A 22,020-nucleotide genomic window follows, 5' to 3' on the forward strand; every position below is an offset into this window, starting at 1 on the left:
AAATGGTCGGGTCCCCGGTGGGAACCCGACCATTTGTGCTCACGATGCGGGCGCCGCGAGACGCGCGCCGCTCGCGACTACTCGGCGAGCCAGGTGAGCAGCACCTCGTTCACCTCGGCGGTGTGCGTGGTGAGGAGGCCGTGCGGGGCGCCCTCGATCTCGACGTACTTCGCTGCCGGCAGGGCCTTGGTGAAGCGTCGGCCGGTGGCGTCGATCGGCAGGATGTTGTCCGCCGTGCCGTGCACGATCAGCGCCGGGACGGTGACCTTCGGGATGTCCTGGCGGAAGTCGGTCGGCCAGGTCAGCGGTGCCGCGGCGGACGCGATCGCTCCCGAGCCGGCGGCGACGTTCCAGGCGTTGCGGACGGCCTCTTCCGAGATGCGCGAGCCGAGGTTCTCCGACAGGTTGAAGAAGTCCTGGTAGAAGTTCGTGAAGTACGCGTACCGGTCCTTCTTGACGTCGGCTGCGATGCCCTCGAAGAACGACATCGGGCCGGCGCCGTCGGGGTTGTCGTCGGTGATGGCCAGGAACGGCTCGAGCGAGGCGAGGAACGCGACCTTGGCGATCCGGTCCTCGCCGTGGCGGCCGATGTAGCGGGCGATCTCGCCGGTGCCCATCGAGAAGCCGACGAGGATCACGTCGCGCAGGTCGAGGGTCGTCAGGACGGTGTGCAGGTCGTCGGCGAAGGTGTCGTAGTCGTACCCGGTGGACGGCTGCGAGGACTGCCCGAAGCCGCGGCGGTCGTAGGTGATGACGCGGTAGCCGGCGTCGAGCAGGGCCGGGGTCTGGCCCTCCCACGAGTTGCCGTCGAGGGGGAAGCCGTGGATCAGCACGATCGGCTGACCGGTCCCCTTGTCCTCGTAGTGGAGTTCGATGTCGACGCTGTTCTCGGTTCCGACGGTGATGGCACCCATGATCGTTTCCTTCCCTGAGCCTCGCGGAGAACGTCCGTTCTCCGTCGATGTGGCTTACACTAGAGAACGATCGTTCCCGGCGCAACTCGGGAACGGTGAACACGCAGCGAACGGGGTACGTCATGGCAACCAGCACCATCAGCACGGTCGACGCCGGCGTCCGCGCTCACATCGTGGACGTCGCCGACCAGCTGTTCTACGCGCGCGGCATCCAGTCCGTCGGCATGGACGAGATCCGCACCGGCGCAGGCGTCTCGCTGAAGAAGCTCTACGCGGCGTTCCCCGGCAAGGAGCAGCTCATCGCGGCCGTCCTGTCCGGGCGGCACGACCTGTGGGAACGCGGCGTGCACGGCGCGGTCGAGGCGGCCACCACCCCGCGCGACAAGCTGCTCGCCGTGTACGACTTCCTCGAGTCGTGGTTCGGCGACGACACGTTCCGCGGTTGCGGGTTCATCAACGCCTTCGGGGAGCTCGGCGCGACCTCGCCCGCGGTCGCCGAGATCGCCCGCGACCACAAGGACTCGTTCCAGCGGTTCGTGCAGGAGCTCACCGCCGAGGTCGTCGCCGATCCGGGCCGTGCCGAGGAACTCGCCGCACAGCTCGCCCTGCTCGCCGAGGGTGCGCAGACCACTGCGGCCATCGCCGGCACCACGGCGCCAGCGGCGCACGCCCGCCGTGCCGCGTCGACGCTGATCGACGCCGCGACGGGGCCGTCCCGCTGACCTGGTCAGTCCGGGCGTACCTGGTCAGTTCGGGAGTACCTGGTCGGTTCTTCTGACCAGGTACGCCCGTTTCCGCTTTCCAAGCCGGTTGCGATGGGAAGGAACGCACCCACAAGGCGGACGGGAGGCGCGGAGCCAGGCCGCCACGGGCCTCCCGTCCGCCCCGTCACGGCGCGACGTCCGTAGGGTGGTTGCCATGGCAACCCCGTTCGACGTCCCGAGCACCCTCCCCTACGCCCTGCCGCCCTTCGGCGACGTGCGACTCGAGCACTACCGACCGGCCTTCGAGGCCGGCATGGCCGAGCAGCGCGCCGAGGTCGAGGCCATCGCCACCGATCCACACGCATCGACGGTCGAGAACACCCTCATCGCTCTCGAGCGCTCCGGGCAGCTGCTGACCCGTGTCAGCCACGTGTTCTTCACGCTGTCGTCGGCGGACTCGACGCCGGAGCTGCACGACCTCGAGGCCGAGGTCTCGCCGTTGCTCGCGGCCCACCGCGACGCGATCACGCTGGACTCCCGGCTCTACGCCCGCGTGCAGTCCGTGCTCGACGGCGCCGCAGCCGCCGGGCTCGAGGGCGAGGCGCTCCGCCTGGTCGAGCGCACGCACGCCGAGATGACCCTGGCGGGCGCCGGGCTCGACGACGCCGGCAAGGAGCGTCTCACCGCGATCAACCAGGAGCTGTCCACGCTCACCACCACCTTCGAGCGCAACCTGCTCGAGGACACCAACGACTCCGCTGTGCACGTGACCGAGGAAGCCGAGCTCGAGGGGCTCGACGACGGCGCGAAGTCCGCCGCTGCCGGCTCCGCAGCGGACCGCGGCCTCGAGGGCTGGCTCATCACCCTGCCGCTCTACACCGGCCACCCGTGGCTGCCGTCGCTCGCAAACCGCGACCTGCGCGAGCGGATCATGCGCGCCTCGCTCGCCCGCGGCCGCCGCGGCAACCGGTACGACAACCGCGAGGTCCTGCTGCGCATCGTCCGGCTCCGTGCCGAGCGCGCCGAACTGCTCGGGTTCCCGAACCACGCCGCGGTCGTCACTGCCGACGAGACGGCGAAGACCCCCGAGGCCGTCGAAGGGCTGCTGTCGTCGCTCGTCGGCGCTGCCGCACGGAACGCCGACGACGAGCGGGCCGTCCGGTCCCGCACGGTCGGGTTCGACATCGAGTCGTGGGACTGGGCGTACGCCACCGAGATCCTGCGCGGGGAGCAGTTCGCCGCGGACAGCTCGGCGCTCCGACCGTACTTCGAGGCCGACCGGGTCCTGCACGACGGCGTCTTCCACGCCGCGGGTGCCCTCTACGGCCTGACCTTCACCGAGCGACCGGACCTGCACGGCTACAACGACGAGGTCCGTGTCTTCGAGGTCACCGGCGACGACGACGAACCCGTCGGGCTGTACCTGCTCGACCTGTACACGCGCGACGGCAAGCGCGGCGGCGCGTGGATGAACCCCGTCGTCGAGCAGTCCGAGCTGCTCGGCACGCTGCCCGTCGTGGTGAACAACCTCAACGTCGCGAAGCCGGCGCCCGGGTCACCGACGCTGCTCATCCAGGACGAGGTCGAGACGCTCTTCCACGAATTCGGCCACGCGCTGCACGGCCTCATCGCCCGCACGACCTACCCCCGGTTCTCCGGCACGAACGTCGAGCGCGACTTCGTCGAGTTCCCGAGCCAGGTGAACGAGATGTGGGTGTCGTGGCCGTCGGTCCTGGCGAACTACGCGAAGCACCACGAGACCGGTGCTCCGCTGCCGCCCGAGCTCGTCCTGGGCCTGAGCGAGTCCGAGGGCTTCAACGAGGGCTTCGGCACGACCGAGTACCTGGCCGCGGCGCTGCTCGACCAGGCCTGGCACCGGCTCTCCGCGGCAGAGGCCGCCGCGGTGACGTCCGTCGAGGACTTCGAGCGCTCGGCGTTGGAAGCCGCCGGCATCGCGGTCGAGGCCGTGCCGCCGCGGTACTCGTCGACGTACTTCGCGCACACGTTCTCGGGCGGGTACGACGCCGGGTACTACGGCTACATCTGGTCCGAGGTGCTCGACGCCGACACGGTCGAGTGGTTCCGTGACAACGGTGGGCTGGACCGTGCAGCCGGTCGACGCTTCGCAGAACGGCTGCTGGGCGTCGGTGGCTCGAAGGACCCGCTCGAGGCCTACCGCGACTTCCGCGGCCGTGACGCCGAGGTCGGCCCGCTGCTGCGTCGCCGCGGGCTCGAGTAGGCGCGCGGCGCGGACCGGGCGCTTTCGGGCGTACCGCGTCGATTCGGGCGTACCTGGTCGGAACTTTCGACCAGGTACGCCCGATCTCACCTTCCATCGCAGCCGTCATGGGAAGAACCAGACGCCGCCTCGCAGGCCGTGCGACCGCCCCACCACGACGAAGCCCCGCACCGATCCGGTGCGGGGCTTCGTCGTGAGCGGAACGCTACGCCGACTTCTCGACGCGCTTCGCCCGCGGCCGGGGCACGATGGTCGGCGCCGCGTTCTCGAGCACGGACTCGCGGGTGATCACCACGCGGGCGACGTCGTCGTCGGACGGGACGTCGAACATCACCGGGCCGAGGACCTCTTCGAGGATGGCGCGCAGGCCACGGGCACCGGTCTGGCGCAGCACGGCCAGGTCGGCGATCGCCTCGAGCGCACCCTGGTCGAACTCGAGCTCGACGCCGTCGATCTGGAACATCCGCTGGTACTGCTTGATCAGCGCGTTCTTCGGCTCGGTCAGGATCTGCATGAGGGCGGCCTGGTCGAGCTGCGACACCGTGGTGACGACCGGCAGACGGCCGATGAACTCGGGGATCAGGCCGAACTTGTGCAGGTCCTCCGGCAGGACCTCGGAGTAGAGGTCCTGGTGGTCGGTCGCACTGTGCAGCGGCGCGCCGAAGCCGATCCCCCGCTTGCCGACGCGCGAGGACACGATGTCCTCGAGCCCGGCGAACGCACCGGCCACGATGAACAGGACGTTCGTCGTGTCGATCTGGATGAACTCCTGGTGCGGGTGCTTGCGACCGCCCTGCGGCGGGACGGAGGCGACCGTGCCCTCGAGGATCTTGAGCAGTGCCTGCTGCACGCCTTCGCCGGAGACGTCCCGCGTGATCGAGGGGTTCTCGGCTTTGCGGGCGATCTTGTCGACCTCGTCGATGTAGATGATGCCGGTCTCGGCGCGCTTGACGTCGTAGTCGGCGGCCTGGATCAGCTTGAGCAGGATGTTCTCGACGTCTTCACCGACGTAGCCGGCCTCGGTCAGGGCGGTGGCGTCGGCGACGGCGAACGGCACGTTGAGGCGCTTCGCCAGGGTCTGCGCCAGGTAGGTCTTGCCGCAGCCGGTCGGGCCGATGAGCAGGATGTTCGACTTCGCGATCTCGATGTCGTCGCGGTCTTCGGCAGCGGTGATCTGCCCCTGCGCGCGGATGCGCTTGTAGTGGTTGTAGACGGCCACGGCGAGAGCGCGCTTCGCCGGGTCCTGCCCGATGACGTACTCCTGCAGGAAGTCGAAGATCTCGCGGGGCTTCGGCAGTTCGAAGTCACCGCTCGAGGTGTCCTCGCCCGCTTCGGCCAGACGCTCCTCGATGATCTCGTTGCACAGCTCGACGCACTCGTCGCAGATGTAGACACCCGGACCGGCGATCAACTGCTGGACCTGCTTCTGGCTCTTGCCGCAGAAGGAGCACTTGAGGAGGTCCCCGCTCTCTCCGATGCGTGCCATTGCCGTGCCTCCCTGGTTGGACATGCCGGCCCGCGCACTCGCACCGGCCGCTGGTGCACCGCTGCTGGTGGGCACCTCGTCGTGGACACGAGCCTAACCGCAACCGGTGACACCGACCGTGCGGCGCCGCGGGATTTCGCGCGCGCGTTCGCCCAGGGCGTTCGGGGCTGCTACCGTGATCCAGTCTTCTCTACAAGTTGTAGAAACACCGTCCCGACCATCGAAGGATCCCCATGCAGAAGCGTCTCGCCGCCGGCGGCGCCGTCACCCTCGGCGCCGTGGCCGTCATCGTCCTCGGCACCGCCGGCGCAGCCAGCGCGCACGTGTCCGCCACGGCCACCTCGACCGCCGCGAACTCGTACACCACGGCGACCTTCTCGGTCCCGCACGGCTGCGACGGCTCCCCCACCACGAAGATCGAGTTCCAGGTGCCCGAGTCCGTCATCGAGGTCACGCCGACGGTCAACCCGAACTGGAAGATCTCGAAGACGACCGAGCCGTACACGAGCCCCTCCGCCGCGGCCGACGGTGAGCACGCCGAGGACGCAGCCGAGCGCGTCACGAGCATCACCTACACCGCGAAGACCCCGCTCCCCGCCGACGAGCGCGACACCTTCGCCCTCTCCTTCTCGCTGCCGGACGGCAAGGCCGGCGACCTCGTCGAGTTCCCCGCGATCCAGACCTGCGAGAAGGGCTCGGTCGAGTGGAACCAGGAGCAGCAGGCCGGCGAGGCCGAGCCCGAGCACCCGGCCCCCTCGATCACGCTGACCGCGGCCGAGGCCACGGACGACGACGGTGACCCGGTCGCCACCACCCCGACCGCCGAGGCCGCAGCCGGCTCGACGACCCCTGCGGACCCCGACCTGGTCGGCCGCTTCCTCGGCCTGGGCGGTCTGGTGCTCGGCGCCGTCGCCCTGGTCGTCGCCGTCGCCGGCACGCGTCGTCAGAGCTCCGCCAAGTGACGCAGCGCGGCTCGCGTCGGGCTCGGCTGCGGTCCTCTGCCTGGAGGCTCGTGGCCGGGTCCGCCGCGGCCGTCGCGATCGCAGGCGGTGCGGTCCTCGGGCTCGCGGGTCCCGCCAGCGCGCACAACTACCTGATCGCGTCCACCCCGGAGGTCGACGGCACGCTCACGAGCCTGCCGAAGGCGTTCGAGATCACCACGAACGACAAGCTGCTCGACATCGGCGACTCCGGTTCGGGCTTCGCCTTCCGGGTCGTGGGTCCGGACGGGAAGTACTACGAGGACGGCTGCGTGGACATCGACGGCCCCTCGATGACCACGCCCGCCGCACTCGGCGACTCGGGGAAGTACACCGTCGAGTGGCAGATCGTCTCCGCCGACGGCCACACCGTCTCCGACGAGTACGCCTTCACGTGGAAGGCCCCGTCCGGCTTCTCCGCAGCCTCCGGATCGGCCACGCCGCCCACCTGCGCCACCGCGGGAGACGACTCCACCGAGGCCGCCACCACCGGCACCGCCTCGGGCGACACCGACTCCGCCGCGACCGACGCGCTCTGGATCGGCGCCGGAGGCGTCGTCCTCGTCGCCGCGGTCGCCACCGTCCTGCTGCTCCTGCGACGCCGCCCCGCGCCCGAGACGGACGACACCGACGACTGACACCGCTGCACGACGAAGGCCCCACACCGATCGGTGCGGGGCCTTCGTCGTTCCTGCTGGTGCTACTTGACGAGCGCCGGCAGGTTCTTGCGGCTGGTGAGGACCTGGTCGATCAGGCCGTACTCCACGGCTTCCTGCGCGGACATGATCTTGTCGCGCTCGATGTCGTGGTTGATCTCCTCCGGCGTCTTGTTGGAGTGCTTCGACAGCGTCTCCTCGAGCCAGGTGCGCATGCGGAGGATCTCCGCCGCCTGGATCTCGATGTCCGACGCCTGGCCGCCACCCTGCTGGACAGCGGGCTGGTGGATGAGCACGCGGGCGTTCGGCAGGGCCAGACGTTTGCCCGGCGTGCCACCGGCGAGGAGCACCGACGCGGCCGAGGCGGCCTGACCGAGGCAGACCGTCTGGATCTGCGGACGGATGTACTGCATCGTGTCGTAGATCGCCGTCATCGCGGTGAACGAGCCACCGGGCGAGTTGATGTACATGACGATGTCGCGGTCGGGGTCCATCGACTCGAGCACGAGCAGCTGGGCCATGACGTCGTCAGCCGACGCGTCGTCGACCTGGACGCCGAGGAACACGATGCGGTCCTCGAAGAGCTTCGCGTACGGGTCCTGGCGCTTGTAGCCGTAGGCCGTGCGCTCCTCGAAGCTCGGCAGGATGTACCGATCGGAGGGAGCCGGGACGTTCTGCGCGCCACCGAGCATTGGGAGATGCATTCTCGTTTCCTTTTCTTCGGTGGGGGTCAGGACTGGGCGTCGGGGTCGGCAGCCGCGGTCGGCGTCGCGCCGTCACCGACGGTGCCACCACCGCCGACGACCTCGGCCGACGAGGCACGCAGGTGGTCGACGAAGCCGTACTCGAGGGCCTCCTGTGCGCTGAACCAGTTGTCGCGGTCGTTGTCCTTGAGGACCTGCTCGATCGACTTGCCGGTCTGCTCGGCCGTGAGCTCCGCCATGCGCTGCTTCATGTCGAGGATGACCTTGGCCTGCGTCTGGATGTCGGCAGCGGTGCCGCCGAACCCGCCGGACGGCTGGTGCAGCAGGACGCGGGCGTTCGGCGTGATGTAGCGCTTGCCCGGCGTGCCGGAGGACAGCAGGAACTGTCCCATCGACGCGGCCAGGCCGATGCCGACGGTGACGATGTCGTTCGGGACGAACTGCATCGTGTCGTAGATCGCCATGCCGGCGGTGATCGAGCCACCGGGCGAGTTGATGTAGAGGTAGATGTCCTTCTCAGGGTCCTCGGCGGCGAGCAGCAGCAGCTTGGCTGCGATCTCGTTCGAGTTGTCGTCGCGGACCTCGGAGCCGAGCCACACGATCCGGTCTCTCAGAAGGCGGTCAAAAACACTGGGGTTCAGTGTTGCTTCGGCCATGGAAAAGCTCCCGTTCAGTTGTCGCTTGTTGTCGAACTTATCGGTTGCAACGCACCACTTCGCGTGTGTTCGCCGACAGCAATGCGGTGGTGCGGAAAACACGAGACGGGAGGCACGGTGCCAGCTGGCACCGTGCCTCCCGTTGCGTCTTGCTGGTGGCGTCGAGTTCGTTACTCGGCGTCCTCAGCAGGGGCCTGCGCGACGCCCGCCGTGAAGGCGGACAGGTCGACTGCATCGCCGTTGGTGTCCTTTACGGTCACCTTCGACAGGACCGTCGCGACCGCCTTCGAGCGGGCGACCTCGCCGACCATGCCGGGGATCTGGCCGTTCTGGTCGATGACCTTGATGAACTCCGCCGGCTCCATGCCGTACTGCGCAGCAGCCTGGATGAGGTACTGGGTCAGTTCCTCCTGGGAGACCTGGATCTCCTCCTTCTCGGCGATGGAGTCGAGGAGGATCTGCGAGCGGAAGGCCTTCTCGCTGGACTCGGAGACCTCCTTGCGGTGCTCGTCGTCCTCGAGGCGGTTCTCCTGCTCGAGGTGACGGTGCACCTCGTCCTCGATGAGCTGCTCCGAGATCGGGATGTTGACGTCCTCGATGAGCTTCTCGACGAGCTTGTCGCGAGCCGCGGCGCCCTGACCGAAGGTCTTGGACTTCGCGATCTGCTCCTTCAGGTCCGCCTTGAGCTCGTCGATCGTGTCGAACTGGCTGGCGATCTGGGCGAACTCGTCGTCGGCCTCGGGAAGCTCGCGCTCCTTGACGGCGGTGACGGTGACGGCGATCTGGGCGGTCTCGCCCTCGCGGTCGCCACCGACGAGCTTCGACTCGAAGTTCGTCGACTCACCGGCGGTCAGGGACTCGAGCGCCTCGTCGATGCCCTCGAGCAGGTCGCCGGAGCCGATCTCGTAGGAGACGCCCGTGGCCGAGTCGACCTCGTCGTCGCCGATGCTGGCGGTCAGGTCGATCTGCGCGAAGTCGCCGGTCTTCGCCGGACGGTCGACGGTCACGAGCGTGCCGAAGCGGGTGCGCAGGTTCTGCAGCTCCTCTTCGATCTCGTCGTCCGACACCTCGACGGCGTCGACGGTGAGCTCGTACGCGGAGTAGTCCGGCAGGTCGAACTCGGGACGCACGTCCACCTCGAAGGTGAGGACGAGGTCGCCCGCGAAGTCGGCGAGGTTCGGCAGCTCGGCGACGTCGGCCTCGGCACGGCCGAGGATGCGCAGCTCCTGCTCTTCGACCGCCTGGCGGTAGAAGTTGTCGATGGCGTCACCGACGGCGTGGTTCAGGACCTCGCCACGGCCGACGCGCTGGTCGACGATCGCCGGCGGGACCTTGCCCTTGCGGAAACCGGGGATGTTGATCTGCTCGGCGATGTGCTTGTACGCGTGGTCGATGCTCGGCTTGAGATCTTCCGGCGTCACGTTCACGGTGAGCTTGACGCGGGTGTCGCTCACCTTGTCGACGGTGCTGGTGGCCACGGGATGTTCTCCTGTTGGTTGACGTTCGTGTGGTCGATGGTTCTCGAGGACCTGGTCGGGGCGACAGGAGTTGAACCTGCGACCTCCCGCTCCCAAAGCGGGCGCTCTACCAAGCTGAGCTACGCCCCGTTTGACTGGGCCAGGGTGTTCGCGCACGCCGAAGGGCGCACGCGACGCCGATGAGTCTAGCGGTCCCCCGGTGCGCGGTTCCCGGGAGGGACGTCATCGGGTTCAGCGGCGCGTCGCAGGCCCTTCCGCCACTGCACTCCGACCACCACCTGGACCCCGAGCGCCATCACCCCGAGCACGATCCCGACGACGATCCGCCACACGTGCAGCAGGGCGTGCGCGGGCTGCGACTGCGGATCGCCGAACAACTCCGGGCGCATCGAGAACACGATCGCGGCGAGGACCACCAGCGTGTACGAGACCACCCGCGACCGCTTGATCCGCCGGGCATCGGCGTCGGTCGGCGGGAGCATCACACGGGGTGGCATGTCGGTACTCGTTCGTCCGCTACGATGGTCGGGCTGCGACACGTGCGCAGCGCGGGGATGTAGCTCAATGGTAGAGCCCCAGTCTTCCAAACTGGCCACGCGGGTTCGATTCCCGTCATCCCCTCCCTTGTGGCTACTGGGAAGTAGGCCCGTCCGGGCAACGGACGCTCAGGCCAAACCCCTCCAGATCCCATAGTTCTGGCTACCTCTCTTCCGAGGTTCTTTCATCTAGGGTCGTTCTCATGCCCTCCACTGCGCCCTCCGGCGTGGACTTCCTGTCCGATCCCCCGCTAGACCTCACGCAGCGCAAGGCGAGGTACGGGGTCGTCTATCTCCGTGCTCTCGCCGGTCAGGCCGGATGCACTCTGAGCGAAGCCGAGCCGGGCGAGGACGTTCAGTCAATCGACGCCAAGCTCGGCTTCGTCTCGGGCGACGTCTTCGTGCAAGTCAAGACGACCAAGAACCACGCGATGGCTGGGTCTCCGGACATCACTTACTACCCGGATGCGAAGTGGCTCTCGAAGTGGGCGAAGCTTGGGATGCCCGCATACTTCGTGGTCGTGGTCGTTCCCAGTGACAGTGGCATCTGGTTGGATCACGATCCGAGCGGCACCAAGATGGTGGCGACAGCCGCCTACTGGACGCGCATCGACGTTGGCGCGATTCGCGCGGTGAACAAGATCCAGGTCCCGAGGGCACAACGGCTCTCGGCAGCAACCTTCCCCCAGTGGGAGGCCGACCTACTGACCGCATTCGGAGCATGATGTCGAACGAGAACGATATGCGCGCCAACGTCGCGAGCTACCTCGTGCGGCACGGGTGGCAGGCGGAGCAGGACGGGCCCGCCGGAGAGCTTTGGGGATTGCACGATCCACAGGCGCTCTCGGTTGCGAACAGGCAGGAACCGCTCACGCTTGCCGTGCCCTGGCACATCGAAGCTGATTCGTTTGAGTACGAGTCGGTCGCGACACGGATAGCCAGGCAGGAGCGCGTACCGATCAAAGAGCTGACGGCCGCTCTCGAGCGAGAGTTCTTGGATGGACAGGACTACCGCATCGCAGACCGGTACCTCGTCGAAGAGACAGCGATGCTCGACGGCGCGGCCACGGTGCTTGACTCGGCGCGACGCTTGGTGCGCGCCGCAGCGACGACGGCTCGCAAGCCGCGTGCTCGAATCGGGACTGGTTTCAGCAATCCCGGCGACGAACTCGCCCGCCGTGCTCGGCTCTCGCACACACGGCAGGGTTCGTTCATCCTCCCTGTGGTGATGCCAGTCCCGCCTGCGGAAGAAGAACCGGGCATGACTTCCATCAAGATCGAGCCCGGCGAGCGTGGAGTGACCCGCACTCTCGCCACGGCGCTTGCTGCTCTCGACACAGTGGCTGTTCGGCCCGAGCGCTCGCCGCGCCCCGATGACATACGAGACCTTGTTCAGAGCGGCGTGAGCAAGGAGCTAGTGGCCGCGGTGCGGAGTATCGCCGTTAGCGCCGGAGTGCAAGCCTTCGATGCAACCTTCACCTGGTCACCTGGCTTAGGTGAGCCAACGAATGCCCCGAAGCGCGTCGTGATTCAGGACGAGGCGGCTCCCGTACTGGGGCAGGTCGTTCGCCAGCTGGATCAGCTGCGCGCAGAGCCCGACGCCTCCGTCACTGGCCAGATCGTTCGTATCCACTACGTCCAGGGCGACCCGTACGGAGAGGTTGCGATCCGCACCGAGCGCAGGAATCGGGTTGTGGACATTTCCGTCACGGTGGACGAGAAGACCATTCACAAGGCCTACGAATGGGCGCGGGACCATCGCGCAGTGATCGCGCGGGGAAAGATTGAGCGCCAACCAGGGCGACCTCTTTTCATCCAGAAGCCGGAATCGATTGGTCTGATTGATCAGTTGTTCAACGACGCCTTAGCGTAGTGGATTGCCTCGCATTTGAAGGAACCTCAACCTTCTCCTCCGGTCTTGTCAGGGCTCCTCAGACGAAGAGAAGCTGTACTGGTACTCTTCTGCGCCTGTGCCGCGACTAACAAAATTTGCACCGTAAACTGTTGCTGCACGCCGGAGAACGGACATGAAACGCGCCACCGATGGCACTCTCAGGTCGATACGATCGCCAGCACTTGTTTTCCCCCATGCCGACGCAAGCGCCTGACCTTGCAACCCGAAAGGCACTGGTAGCGCCGACGTGCTTCGGTGGAGAAGCACGGCCCGCTTGCGCAAAGCCTGTTCTAGTGTCGAGAGCAACCAACCATCGAAAGCTTTCAACTGGTCGAGGTCAGACGCTAAAGGAAAGTAAGCCAATACCCCAGGGAAACGAATGCGACGAGCGGCGCCCCGTTCCAGCTCACGCAACTTTGCTTCGGAGAAATTGCCATACAGGTACCTTCGAATTTGCAGAAGCGTGACGACGTAATCTCGGTCGACGGGCGGTAGCACTCTTCCGGGGCTCCCGGTTCCGGACTGCAGAGGTTCTAGCAGGTTCGACCAAATCAAGTATTGAACGCGACCTTTCATGCGCTCAATGACTGACTGCTTTAGCCCGATAGCTCCTCGCTTGAACCTATACCCGACAAATTCCACTTCACTGGTGCTACTGATCTCAGTCTTCTCGCCCTGTTCGACGAAGAGCCGAATGCCTTGGGATTTCTTCTTGTTCAACTGCGCGCCGATCGAGGCGGCCTCAGCCTTCACGAGATTCACCCCCCTGGTAATTTGCTGGTAATCTTTCGACCAGATCAGTGTGTCGTCTGCGTACCGAGCGAAGCCGACTCCAATTCGCTCGAGCTCTCGGTCAGTACGCCATGCGGCAACGTTTGCAAGGAATAGGGATACAGAAGTCCCTTGCGGGATCCCTACCGTGCGCTTTCCCGAGATTGCTGGATCGTTGTAAGACCCCTCGGCCTTCGCGCCCAGCCCCATGAACGCTTTGAGAACGCGGAGCTCTGCGGCCGTGACTAAGAAACCGTTGTCCTCGAGCGTGGAAAGCACGTAGGACTGGTCAATGGAATCGAAGTAAGCACTGAAGTCGTACTCAGCGATGAAAATGCGCTCATCCGTCGCGAACTCGCTTGCGATGTATTGGATGGCATCGTGGGTGGACAAGTCATCTCGATACGCATACGACCGCGCGCTGAGCAACGCTCCGTTCTTCACCAATAGCGATCGGTAGACTGTACGCGAGACGACTGAGTCGGCAATTTGGAAGATTGAGAGCTCGCGCTCACCACCGCTCGGCTTTGCGATTGAGTGCGCCACGGGAGACTTCGGCGAATACGAACCAGCCTTGAGAGCGATATTGATCGCCCTTGCAATCGCGCGAGCGTTCCTCCGGACGTGGTAGGGGTCGAAGCCTCGATCGACGGACCAATAGGTCGGTCTCAATAAATTCGCCCTAGCGGGAACGGAGCCCCGCCGACGTCGACGTTCGTCATCGATACGCATCTGACGCATATACCGCTGATGCTTCCGAATGAGTTTGTCGCTCTCGGCAATCAGGTCGGCAGCACTGATCTTCATGCGCATCCTAGAGTCGGAGGGCGGCTGGGCCGAGGTGAAAGTACGTTCCCACAACCGATTCTTTGGCAGAATCAGTCTCAACCGCTTGATGCGTTAAAGCTCGACACCTAGCCTAACCAACCGTGTTGGCTGGTTCGAATCTAGCGCAATGCTAGGCGGTTACGCCACACAAACTTTTGACCGTACTCGACCAAGACACGTGGCCCTTCGAGACCGTCGTCGTCGCTGGTTTGGCTAGCCCTCGGCGACGAACGCCTCGAACCGCGCGATCTGGTCGTGGTAGTCGGTCGGGTAGAGGTGGCCGTAGATGGTGTCGGTCGTGGAGACGGACGCGTGCCCCATCCAGCGGCTGACCTCGTACGGCTTGAAGCCCGCGGCGAGCATGAGCGAAGCGTACGTGTGGCGCAGGTCGTGGAGGCGCATGTGCTGCACAACGCCTGCGCGCAGGGCAGCGGGAACGAGGTTGTACGCGCGCACTCCCCCGCAATCGATGTTCCGGGACCAGTCGAGCCGGCGAGAGCCGTTGCTGCGCGCAGGCTAGGACAGGGCGTCGGGGTCGCCGCTGTGCAGGTGCGCCAGCAGGTACTCGCGCAGGTCAGCGATGAGCGGGCGCGATAGCAGTGGCACGTTTCGGGTGGAGCGGGCGCTCTTCGGGGTAGCGACCTGCCACTCGCCGTTCACGCGCCGGATGGACTGCCGAACTTCCACGTGCCCGGCCGCGAGGTTGAGGTCGCGGATGCGTAGCCCTTGCAGCTCGGCGTCGCGCAGCCTTGTGCCCGCGGCGAAGCGGATCAGAATCCCGTGCGGCTCGTACTCGTCTAGCTCCGTGGCGACCTGCTCCACCTGTACAGCGGTCAGGAAAACGGCCAGGCCTCCACCTCTTCCAAAGTGATGGTCGACATGCGCCGTTTGCCGAAGGTCGGCAGCTTCGAGTACTGCTCGGCGGCCAGCTTCAGGTCGACAGGGGTGCAGTCCAACTGGTGGTCTACGTGTGCGCAGAAGGAAGCCGCGGATCGCGCCTTCGGCGTTCGAGCGGACGGGCAGACCAGCTCGAGGAGCACCCGCGACCGCATCCGTCGTCTGATCAAGCGGCCCACGCGCAGCGACAGCCTGTCAAGCAGCAACGCGAAGCCGGACAAGCACCCGAGCTAGAACAGACCACGCAGCCAGCGGCACGACGAAGGCTATCGAGAGCCGGCTCTGAGTCATACTCTGCTCCGTGTGAACAAGCACCTCTCCTTCATCGTTACGGCGCTCGCGGCAGTCAGCATCGTCGCGAGCACGGCAGCGCTGCCGTCGGGCACGGCATCCGCTGCCCCCACCCAGACCACCGCGGCCGGTGAGTCGACGCCCACGGCGACCGCGAAGAAGTCGAAGCGGATCAAGAAAGCAGAGAGGCTCGTTCTTGCCGAACTACCCGATGCACCGATCTGGGAAGGGCTGACGGTCAACGGCGTCAAGGTCAGCAAGCGCGTGATCTGCGTGGACCGTAATTGGGCTCCCGGCGGCGGGCCCGACGACAAGGGCGGCCGCGCCGGGTACGTCGTCGTGAAGTTTCCGAAGAAGAAGAGCGGCAGGATCGAGCTCGGCGACCCGCAGGACGGCGTGTGTGCCGACTACGCGCCTCCAGCTGCAACCTCGACCCCGAAGGTGCACGTACCGAAGAAACTGAAGAAGAAAAAGGGCCTCCTGGTCAGCACCAAGTTCGGGGACGAGTGGCCTCTGACAGTGCCTTACGTGGTCGTGCGCTGCAAGAACATCACCGTGGGTGGGATGGACCTCAACGTCGTAACACTCAAGGCCCCTGATGGCACCCGCTACGCGGTCAACGGCACCGCACAAGCGCACACCGCCTACCCAGAAATCGATCCCATCTGGGCACCTAACCCCGACGTCGACGGGTTGAAGATCGACATCGCCCCCGTGATTGACGCGGGCCTGAAGCTCTGCAAATAGGAGCGGTTCGCTGCCACTGCGAGAGCCCGGCGAGCTTCTGGCCACCCGGTTCAGTCTCTTGTTTGCGAGCGATACCCGGCGCTTCATGGACTAGTGCGGGGTTGCACGCTCGGTGCAAGGTTGTTCCGGCACACCGAGCAAGCAACCTCGCACGGAGCGAACACGCGCGCACCGTGCGCTCGGCGCCGCCCAGAACTGGGGATGGGGCGGCGGAGCTGCTTCCAGGACACTTGAGCGGTTCTCGCCATACCAAGGAGCTCCGTGCCGAACACCCGCAAGTCCGCAAGCCCGCGCACCCCACGTCCCCGTCGCCGGGTACCGATCACCACGTGGGTCGGCATCGTTGGAACCGCCGCCCTCGCACTTACCGGCCTTGCATCGACGGGGCTCTGGGGGATGCTGCTGATGATCGCGCTCATCCTCCTGCCCACGATGCTCTACGGCGTCGCGTTCCGTCGGTCGACCTGGCTCCGCATCCCCCGGAAGCGTGGCACTGCTGCGATCGGTGCCGGAATCGCGTTGGCGGTAGTGATCGGCTCGAGCTCCGCCTACGGAGCAACACACCCGTTGCCCGAGCGACCCGTCCCCGTCGCGGACGCCGCGGTGACGACATCGAGTGCGAGACCGACCCCGACGCCGACTCGCACCCCGCGGCCGACGCGCAACGCGACGCCGACGCCGACCCCGACCCCGGTGATCACCTCCGAGGAAGTCGTCGAGACCGCTCGGATCCCGTTCGGTGTGACGACGGTGCAGAGCCCCACCGCCGCGCAGGGCACCTCGTCCGTGACCACCTCGGGCACGGACGGCGTCACCACGAAGACGTACTCGGTCACCTACACGGACGGCGTCGAGACTCGACGAGTCCTGCAGAGCGAGCGTGTGACGACGCCACCGGTGACACAGGTCACCACCGTCGGAACGTACGTCGCGCCCGTTGCGCCCGCTGCTCCGTCGTGCACGAACGGCACCCACGTCAACACCGCGGGTGCCACCGTGTGCCGTCCAGAGGTTGCGTCGAGCGCGCCAGCTGGAGCCACGGCGAAGTGCGGTGACGGCACGTACAGCTTCAGCCAGTCCCGGCGAGGCACGTGCTCCTCACACGGTGGTGTCGCCGTCTGGCTCTGACCCTCGGCGGCGAGGAGCAGGCACCCCACCGCACCGTTGTCAGGACGCTCCGATCGGCTCTTCTTCGACTTCCTGTCGCAGCATCCGGTACTGCCGCTCCCAACCAGGGGTGCCGCGCCCCGCGGCGTGCAATGCAGTCCGGACTGCCCCGAGCGCGCGGTCGAGCGCACCGAACTCGTCGTCCGAGACGACCCCGATCGAGAACGTGAGGATGCCGGTCGCGAGGTCGGCGTTCAGGTCCTGATCGTGGAGGTCGTCGAGATCGAAGAGCGCGTCCGCGATGACGTCGAAGTCCGCCGTGAGGTCGGCGCGGAGGTCGTCCGCTGCCTCGAGCTGCGCTGCGCACTCGACGCGCACGAGGTAGTTCGTCATGGGGTCCTCCTGTCCCAGCAGCCCGTTCTCGCGAGCCGATACTTCAGATGCACAACGTACCAGGGGTCGGACGGCGTCAGGTGGACCGTGTGAAGGTGCTCCCCGCACGGGCAGTACGCCTTGTAGTACTTTCTCCCCTTCGTGAAACGCCATCCACGCGCTTCGGCCGCACGCATGACCTGTTCGATGTCCTTCTTGGGATGCCGTGGTCGTTCGACCATCGCCACCTCCCCTCCACACCGTCGACGGTAAGGAAGGCAGGAGCGACAGCGGGGCCGACAGCGAGCGGTGTGGAGACGCTCCGCGATCGACAGCGCTGTGGAGGAGTGTCAGGGGCCGCCGAGTTCGAGCGTGATCCGCGGGTCGTCGCCAACCTCGACCTGAGCACGGCGACGCTCGGCCGCCCGGAGCGGCACGAGGTACCCGCCGTCCTTCGGGAACAACGAGGTCGTCCAGGTCACGGCGTCGATCGTCACCCGGGCCGGGATCACACCCCACCCGTACGTGAGCATCGGCGCGAGGTCGGCGATGACCTCGGCGGCGTCCGGCGGCACAGCGGCGAAGAAGAACGGCGAGGGGCCGCGCCACTCGATGACCTCGCCGCGGAACTCGAGCTCCATGCGGCGATCGTACGGCCGCACCCCTCGCACGGTGCGAGGTCGGCCGAACACCGTGCGAGGTTCCACACTCGGTGCGACGGCCGGGGGCTCGCACCGAGTGCGGAACCTCGCACCAGGCCGAGCCCCCAGCCGCCGCCGTCAGGGCGGAAGCGTCAGCGGTACGTCGCAGCCTGCCCGTAGAGCTGCTGCGTCAGGGCGGACACGTAGGCGGACTTGTCGCCTCCCGGCAGGTTGTACGTCATGAAGACGCCGTACCCGTCCGCTTTCGTGCGCTGCGCGAGCGACACCGCCGTCGACTGCGCGGTGTTCTGGATGTCGACCGCGGCAGCGGACAGCCGGTCCTTGCCGAGCCCCGGGATCGACGGCGCCGAGTACGTGCCGTAGTAGGGGTTCCAGGCGTAGTCGAGCTTCGAACCGATGGTGCTGCTCGACGACGACAGCGAGGACGAGGCCGGGCCGATGTCGTAGAACGAGATGAGCTTGCCGGGCATCTGGGCACGCAGCGCGGTGATGAGCCAACCGATCGACTGCTGGTTCGGCTGCGGGGTGCCGTTCACGCCGTAGTCGGAGTACTCGTCGTCGAGGTCGACGCCGTCGAGTCCGTACTTCGACACGGTGGCAGCGATCTGGGACGCGAAGTCCGACGCGGCCGCCTGGGTCGGGAAGTTGGCGATGCCCGCACCCTGGTGGTTGCCGAGGACCGACAGCGACACCTTGATGCCCTTCGCCTGCAGCGGCTTGATCTGCGTGGCGGCGTTGTCGAGGGTCGCCTGCACCTTGTCGTTGTTGACCAGAACAGCCTTGGAGCCGTTCCAGTTGATGTTCGCCGCGAAGATGATCGCGACGTCGAAGGCGTTCGCACCGCCGGACAGCGTGTAGCGGCCGACGTTCGCGAGCTGGTCGTTGTTGACCTCGACGTAGGCGATGCTCGTCGGCCCGGACTTGGTGGCGGCGGCAGTGCCGGCGGCTGCAGCAGTGGTCGGGGCTGCGGTCGCGGCTGACGGCACCAGTGGCGCCGCCACCAACGCGGCGATGGCCGCCACGATCCCGAACTTCGTGGACTTCTTCATGTCATTCCTCCTTGAATGGGTTGGTCGTGAACAGGTTGGTCAGTTCCGTGGGTACCGGAAGGTCCGCACCTCGTACGCGTCGACGGCGAAAGCTGAGGCATCCGTGGCGGACAACGGCTCCTCGAGCAAGGTGACTTCGGCAGCAGGACCGAACGGCCCCTCGACCGAGATCCGACCGGTCCCCCGCCGACCCACCGGCTCGTACACCCGGACGACCAGGTCGCCGGAGCGGTCGTCGGCGAGCTTGACGCTCGACAGCACGACCCCGCCGGACACCCGCACGAGCGGCGCGAACCCGTGCGCCCCGGTGACGGTCCGCGCGCCGGCGTTCATCCGGACGCCCGCCGCGGTGGCCCCGAGCTGGTCCGTCCCGATGACGATGCCGTACCGGTGCGTCTGCACGCCCTGGTCGGTCTCGGGGTCGGGGAACCGCGGTGCCCGCAGCAGGGACAGCCGCACGGTGGTGGTGACGTGCCCGTCGACGGCGTCGCGGGTGGTGTCGAAGCCGTGGATCGAGTCGTTCACCAGCGCGACGCCGAACCCCGGCTCGGACACGAGCACGTAGCGGTGCATCGAGGTCTCGAACTTCGCGGCCTCCCACGAAGTGTTCGTGTGCGTCACCCGCTTCTGCGCCCCGAACTGCGTCTCGGCGACGGTGTGCTCAGCGCGGACGTCGAGCGGGAACGCGACCTTGAGGAACTTCTCGGTCTCGTGCCAGTCGGTCGTCTGGTCGAACTCCAGCATGCGGGAGTCCGGTGCGAGGACGATCTCCTGCCGCACGGTCGAGTCGCCGAAGGCCCGCGACACGACGACCCGGGCGACACCGGCGTCGTCGACCGAGGCCTCGAGCGACGAGACGTCCACCAGGTCCTCGACCCGGTTCCGGTAGTACCGGTCGACGTCCCACGCGTCCCACATGTTCGGGAAGTCCTGGTGCAGTTGCAGCAGGTTCGCGGCCTGCCCGGCGGCGATCGCCTCGCGCCCACTGGCCAGGTCGACGGCGCTCGTGACGAGTCCCTGGTCGGTGACGGTCACGCGTACCAGCTCGTTCGCCAGTACGTACCCGCCGTCCTGCTCCGTCAGCGTTACAGCGGTCGGTTCCGCCACGTCGGTCGCCAGGACGGCGCCCTGGGCGGGTGCGCCGGCCTGGAGGAACGGGGCCGGGTTCACGACGACGGCCGCGTCTCCGGCACCGGCGAGCGCCGAGAGCGCCTGCTCGATGATCGCGGTCAGCGCCGCGGCCGTCTCGGCGTACCTCGCCTCAGCCTCGCGGTGCACCCAGGCGATCGAGGTGCCCGGCAGGATGTCGTGGAACTGCTGGAGCAGCACCTGCTGCCACAGGGCGTCGAGCTCGTCGTACGGGTAGGCGAAGTCGCTGCGTGCGGCGGCGGTCGCGGCCCAGAGCTCGGCCTCGATGAGGAGCTGTTCGCACCGGCGGTTGCCCTGCTTCGTGCCGTGCTGGCTGGTCAGGGTGGCGCGGTGCAGCTCGAGGTACAGCTCCCCCACCCACACCGGCGGGTCGGGCAGCTCAGACTTTGCACGGTCGAAGAACGTGTCGGGGTGCTCCCAGCGCACCTTCGCGCTGCCCTCGAGGTCGGCGAGCCGCGCAGCCGTGCCGGTCATCTCGCGGGTGGTGCCACCGCCGCCGTCGCCCCAGCCGACCGGGGCGATCGACCCGGTGGCGAGCCGGTTCTCACGGAACTGGCGGGAGGCCTTCGCGACCTCGCTGCCGGACAGCCGCGAGTTGTAGGTGTCCATCGACGGGAAGTGCGAGAACACCCGTGAGCCGTCGATGCCTTCCCACAGGAACGTGTGGTGCGGGAACTTGTTGACCTGGTTCCACGAGATCTTCTGCGTGAAGAACCACTCGAAGCCAGCACGGCGCATGAGCTGCGGCAGCGCCGGCGAGTACCCGAAGCTGTCCGGCAGCCAGACGCCCCTGGGCCGGATGCCGAACTCGCGCTCGAAGAACCGCTGCCCCTGCGAGAACTGGCGGACGATGCTCTCGCCGGTGGGCATCACGGTGTCGGACTCGACCCACATGCCGCCGATCGGCAGGAACCGGCCGGCCTGCACGGCGGCCGTGACCCGGGCGTACACCTCGGGTCGGTGCTCCTTGATCCAGGCGTACTGCTGGGCGCTCGACATGCCGTACAGGAAGTCGTCGGTCTGGTCGATGAGCTCGGTCATCGTCGAGGTGGTGCGTGCGACCTTGCGGATCGTCTCGCGGACGGGCCAGAGCCACGCGGAGTCGATGTGGGCGTGGCCGATCGCCGAGATCGTGTGTGCGGACGATTCGGCAGGGGCGGCGAGCACGTCGGCGAGCGCCGCTCGGGCGTCACCCGCTGTCGCTGCGATGTGCTGCAGGTCGAGCCGGTCCAGCGCGTCGTCGAGGGCCTGCAGGATCCGCATCCGTCGCGGTCCCTCGGGCAGCTCGGCCTGCAGTTCGAGCAGGACGTCGATGTCGAGCGCGAGCTCGTGCACCTCGGACTCGAACACGGCGAGGTCCATCCGGCGCGAGGTGTACAGCCGCTTCGACGACGAGGTCTGGATGTCGCCCTCGTGCGTGACGAGGAAGGGGTGGTAGTCGAGCAGGACGGGGTTCGACGCCGCCTCGACGAAGAGATCGATGGTCTCGCCGCCCTCGGCCCGTTCCGTCAGCAGCACCCACTGGTTGCGCGGGTTGATCGACTTCACCGGCGTGCCGTCGGCCAGGTACACGAGGCCCTCGCACTGGAACCCCGGCATGTTCTTGTCGAACCCGAGGTCGACCACGGCCTCGACCCGACGTCCGGCCCATGCGCTCGGGACCGTCCCGGTCAGCCGGAACCACGTCGTCCCCCACGCGGCGCCCCAAGGTGTGCCGACCTCGTACGGCGTGAACTCGAGCGCGAGTCCCTGCGCCGGCGGGATCGGCTCCCCCGGCAGCTCGTGCCACGCGGTCTCCAGCGGCACGGCGGTGGCGTGCACCGCCGGCGTGATGCGCTCGTCGAGGACCCGGCGGGCCCGTCCGGTCGTGAGGGGGATGTCGTCGTGCATGGAGCCTTCC

Annotated in this window: 22 protein-coding genes and 2 tRNA genes; 9 read left to right on the top strand and 15 right to left on the bottom strand. The window is 67.1% G+C overall.

Going from position 1 to position 22,020, the window contains the following annotated elements; all coding sequences use genetic code 11:
- Positions 1 to 77: 77 nt before the first annotated feature.
- Positions 78 to 914, bottom strand: a complete 837-nt coding sequence (locus OGL88_RS13665) for an alpha/beta fold hydrolase (protein WP_263091742.1) — start codon at positions 912 to 914, stop codon at positions 78 to 80.
- A 122-nt stretch (positions 915 to 1,036) separates the two neighbouring features.
- Here OGL88_RS13665 and OGL88_RS13670 point away from each other — a divergent pair, with 122 nt between their 5' ends.
- Positions 1,037 to 1,636 carry a TetR/AcrR family transcriptional regulator gene (locus tag OGL88_RS13670; RefSeq protein WP_263091743.1) on the top strand — a complete coding sequence of 200 codons (600 nt, stop codon included), beginning with the start codon at positions 1,037 to 1,039 and terminating at the stop codon, positions 1,634 to 1,636.
- A gap of 196 nt (positions 1,637 to 1,832) precedes the next feature.
- Positions 1,833 to 3,857: a M3 family metallopeptidase gene (locus OGL88_RS13675; protein ID WP_263091744.1), complete on the top strand. Its 2,025-nt coding sequence runs from the start codon at positions 1,833 to 1,835 to the stop codon at positions 3,855 to 3,857.
- 205 nt (positions 3,858 to 4,062) lie between these two features.
- Here the strand turns inward: OGL88_RS13675 and clpX are convergent, their stop codons facing one another.
- A complete protein-coding gene (clpX, locus tag OGL88_RS13680; protein WP_111084519.1) occupies positions 4,063 to 5,343 on the bottom strand; it encodes an ATP-dependent Clp protease ATP-binding subunit ClpX in 1,281 nt (426 codons plus the stop codon).
- Between the two features lie 233 nt (positions 5,344 to 5,576).
- On the opposite strand from clpX, the gene OGL88_RS13685 reads away from it, so the two are divergent.
- Together OGL88_RS13685 and OGL88_RS13690 are read left to right on the top strand one after the other, a co-directional pair.
- Positions 5,577 to 6,305 (top strand): YcnI family copper-binding membrane protein, encoded by a 729-nt coding sequence (locus OGL88_RS13685; RefSeq protein WP_263091745.1) that lies wholly within the window; start codon positions 5,577 to 5,579, stop codon positions 6,303 to 6,305.
- A gap of 50 nt (positions 6,306 to 6,355) precedes the next feature.
- Complete coding sequence (locus tag OGL88_RS13690) at positions 6,356 to 6,961, top strand: copper resistance CopC family protein (RefSeq protein ID WP_263091746.1); 606 nt, start codon at positions 6,356 to 6,358, stop codon at positions 6,959 to 6,961.
- Between the two features lie 62 nt (positions 6,962 to 7,023).
- Here OGL88_RS13690 and OGL88_RS13695 read toward each other — a convergent pair whose 3' ends face one another.
- The 5 genes from OGL88_RS13695 to OGL88_RS13715 form a co-directional block, all read right to left on the bottom strand.
- Entirely contained in the window at positions 7,024 to 7,683 is a 660-nt protein-coding gene (locus OGL88_RS13695; RefSeq protein WP_111084516.1) for an ATP-dependent Clp protease proteolytic subunit, read from the bottom strand.
- A 26-nt stretch (positions 7,684 to 7,709) separates the two neighbouring features.
- Positions 7,710 to 8,339 (bottom strand): ATP-dependent Clp protease proteolytic subunit, encoded by a 630-nt coding sequence (locus tag OGL88_RS13700; protein WP_111084515.1) that lies wholly within the window; start codon positions 8,337 to 8,339, stop codon positions 7,710 to 7,712.
- A gap of 170 nt (positions 8,340 to 8,509) precedes the next feature.
- Positions 8,510 to 9,817: a trigger factor gene (gene tig / locus OGL88_RS13705; protein ID WP_159572754.1), complete on the bottom strand. Its 1,308-nt coding sequence runs from the start codon at positions 9,815 to 9,817 to the stop codon at positions 8,510 to 8,512.
- Positions 9,818 to 9,869: 52 nt separating this feature from the next.
- Positions 9,870 to 9,946: transfer RNA gene (locus OGL88_RS13710), tRNA-Pro, on the bottom strand.
- A gap of 56 nt (positions 9,947 to 10,002) precedes the next feature.
- Positions 10,003 to 10,314, bottom strand: a complete 312-nt coding sequence (locus OGL88_RS13715) for a hypothetical protein (RefSeq protein ID WP_263091747.1) — start codon at positions 10,312 to 10,314, stop codon at positions 10,003 to 10,005.
- A 53-nt stretch (positions 10,315 to 10,367) separates the two neighbouring features.
- On the opposite strand from OGL88_RS13715, the gene OGL88_RS13720 reads away from it, so the two are divergent.
- The 3 genes from OGL88_RS13720 (at position 10,368) to OGL88_RS13730 (ending at position 12,226) form a co-directional block, all read left to right on the top strand.
- Positions 10,368 to 10,438 (top strand) — tRNA-Gly (locus OGL88_RS13720).
- Positions 10,439 to 10,556: 118 nt separating this feature from the next.
- A complete protein-coding gene (locus OGL88_RS13725; protein ID WP_263091748.1) occupies positions 10,557 to 11,078 on the top strand; it encodes a DUF4365 domain-containing protein in 522 nt (173 codons plus the stop codon).
- Complete coding sequence (locus tag OGL88_RS13730) at positions 11,075 to 12,226, top strand: hypothetical protein (RefSeq protein WP_263091749.1); 1,152 nt, start codon at positions 11,075 to 11,077, stop codon at positions 12,224 to 12,226. Before OGL88_RS13725 ends, OGL88_RS13730 begins: the two co-directional genes overlap by 4 nt.
- A 48-nt stretch (positions 12,227 to 12,274) precedes the next feature.
- Here the strand turns inward: OGL88_RS13730 and OGL88_RS13735 are convergent, their stop codons facing one another.
- The 4 genes from OGL88_RS13735 to OGL88_RS13750 form a co-directional block, all read right to left on the bottom strand.
- Positions 12,275 to 13,825 carry a reverse transcriptase domain-containing protein gene (locus OGL88_RS13735; protein WP_263091750.1) on the bottom strand — a complete coding sequence of 517 codons (1,551 nt, stop codon included), beginning with the start codon at positions 13,823 to 13,825 and terminating at the stop codon, positions 12,275 to 12,277.
- 234 nt (positions 13,826 to 14,059) lie between these two features.
- Entirely contained in the window at positions 14,060 to 14,302 is a 243-nt protein-coding gene (locus tag OGL88_RS13740) for a tyrosine-type recombinase/integrase (protein ID WP_263091751.1), read from the bottom strand.
- 60 nt (positions 14,303 to 14,362) lie between these two features.
- The gene (locus OGL88_RS13745) at positions 14,363 to 14,668 is read right to left on the bottom strand and encodes a hypothetical protein (RefSeq protein ID WP_263091752.1); all 306 of its coding nucleotides are present in this window, start codon (positions 14,666 to 14,668) and stop codon (positions 14,363 to 14,365) included.
- Positions 14,669 to 14,679: 11 nt separating this feature from the next.
- The gene (locus OGL88_RS13750; protein WP_263091753.1) at positions 14,680 to 14,964 is read right to left on the bottom strand and encodes a hypothetical protein; all 285 of its coding nucleotides are present in this window, start codon (positions 14,962 to 14,964) and stop codon (positions 14,680 to 14,682) included.
- 82 nt (positions 14,965 to 15,046) lie between these two features.
- On the opposite strand from OGL88_RS13750, the gene OGL88_RS18090 reads away from it, so the two are divergent.
- Together OGL88_RS18090 and OGL88_RS13760 are read left to right on the top strand one after the other, a co-directional pair.
- Positions 15,047 to 15,781, top strand: a complete 735-nt coding sequence (locus tag OGL88_RS18090) for a YebY family protein (protein WP_263091754.1) — start codon at positions 15,047 to 15,049, stop codon at positions 15,779 to 15,781.
- Positions 15,782 to 16,186: 405 nt separating this feature from the next.
- Positions 16,187 to 16,909 carry a DUF3761 domain-containing protein gene (locus OGL88_RS13760; RefSeq protein WP_263091755.1) on the top strand — a complete coding sequence of 241 codons (723 nt, stop codon included), beginning with the start codon at positions 16,187 to 16,189 and terminating at the stop codon, positions 16,907 to 16,909.
- 39 nt (positions 16,910 to 16,948) lie between these two features.
- On the opposite strand, the gene OGL88_RS13765 is transcribed toward OGL88_RS13760, so the two are convergent.
- From OGL88_RS13765 to OGL88_RS13780, 4 genes are all read right to left on the bottom strand, one after another.
- On the bottom strand, positions 16,949 to 17,281 hold the full coding sequence (locus OGL88_RS13765; protein ID WP_263091756.1) for a hypothetical protein: 333 nt from the start codon (positions 17,279 to 17,281) through the stop codon (positions 16,949 to 16,951).
- Between the two features lie 329 nt (positions 17,282 to 17,610).
- Entirely contained in the window at positions 17,611 to 17,901 is a 291-nt protein-coding gene (locus tag OGL88_RS13770) for a DUF1905 domain-containing protein (RefSeq protein WP_263091757.1), read from the bottom strand.
- Positions 17,902 to 18,053: 152 nt separating this feature from the next.
- Positions 18,054 to 18,971 (bottom strand): endo-beta-N-acetylglucosaminidase H, encoded by a 918-nt coding sequence (locus tag OGL88_RS13775; RefSeq protein WP_263091758.1) that lies wholly within the window; start codon positions 18,969 to 18,971, stop codon positions 18,054 to 18,056.
- 39 nt (positions 18,972 to 19,010) lie between these two features.
- A complete protein-coding gene (locus OGL88_RS13780; protein WP_263091759.1) occupies positions 19,011 to 22,010 on the bottom strand; it encodes an alpha-mannosidase in 3,000 nt (999 codons plus the stop codon).
- Positions 22,011 to 22,020 lie beyond the last annotated feature (10 nt).

This window comes from Curtobacterium sp. RIT-PI-V (assembly GCF_025642935.1).
GTDB lineage: Bacteria > Actinomycetota > Actinomycetes > Actinomycetales > Microbacteriaceae > Curtobacterium.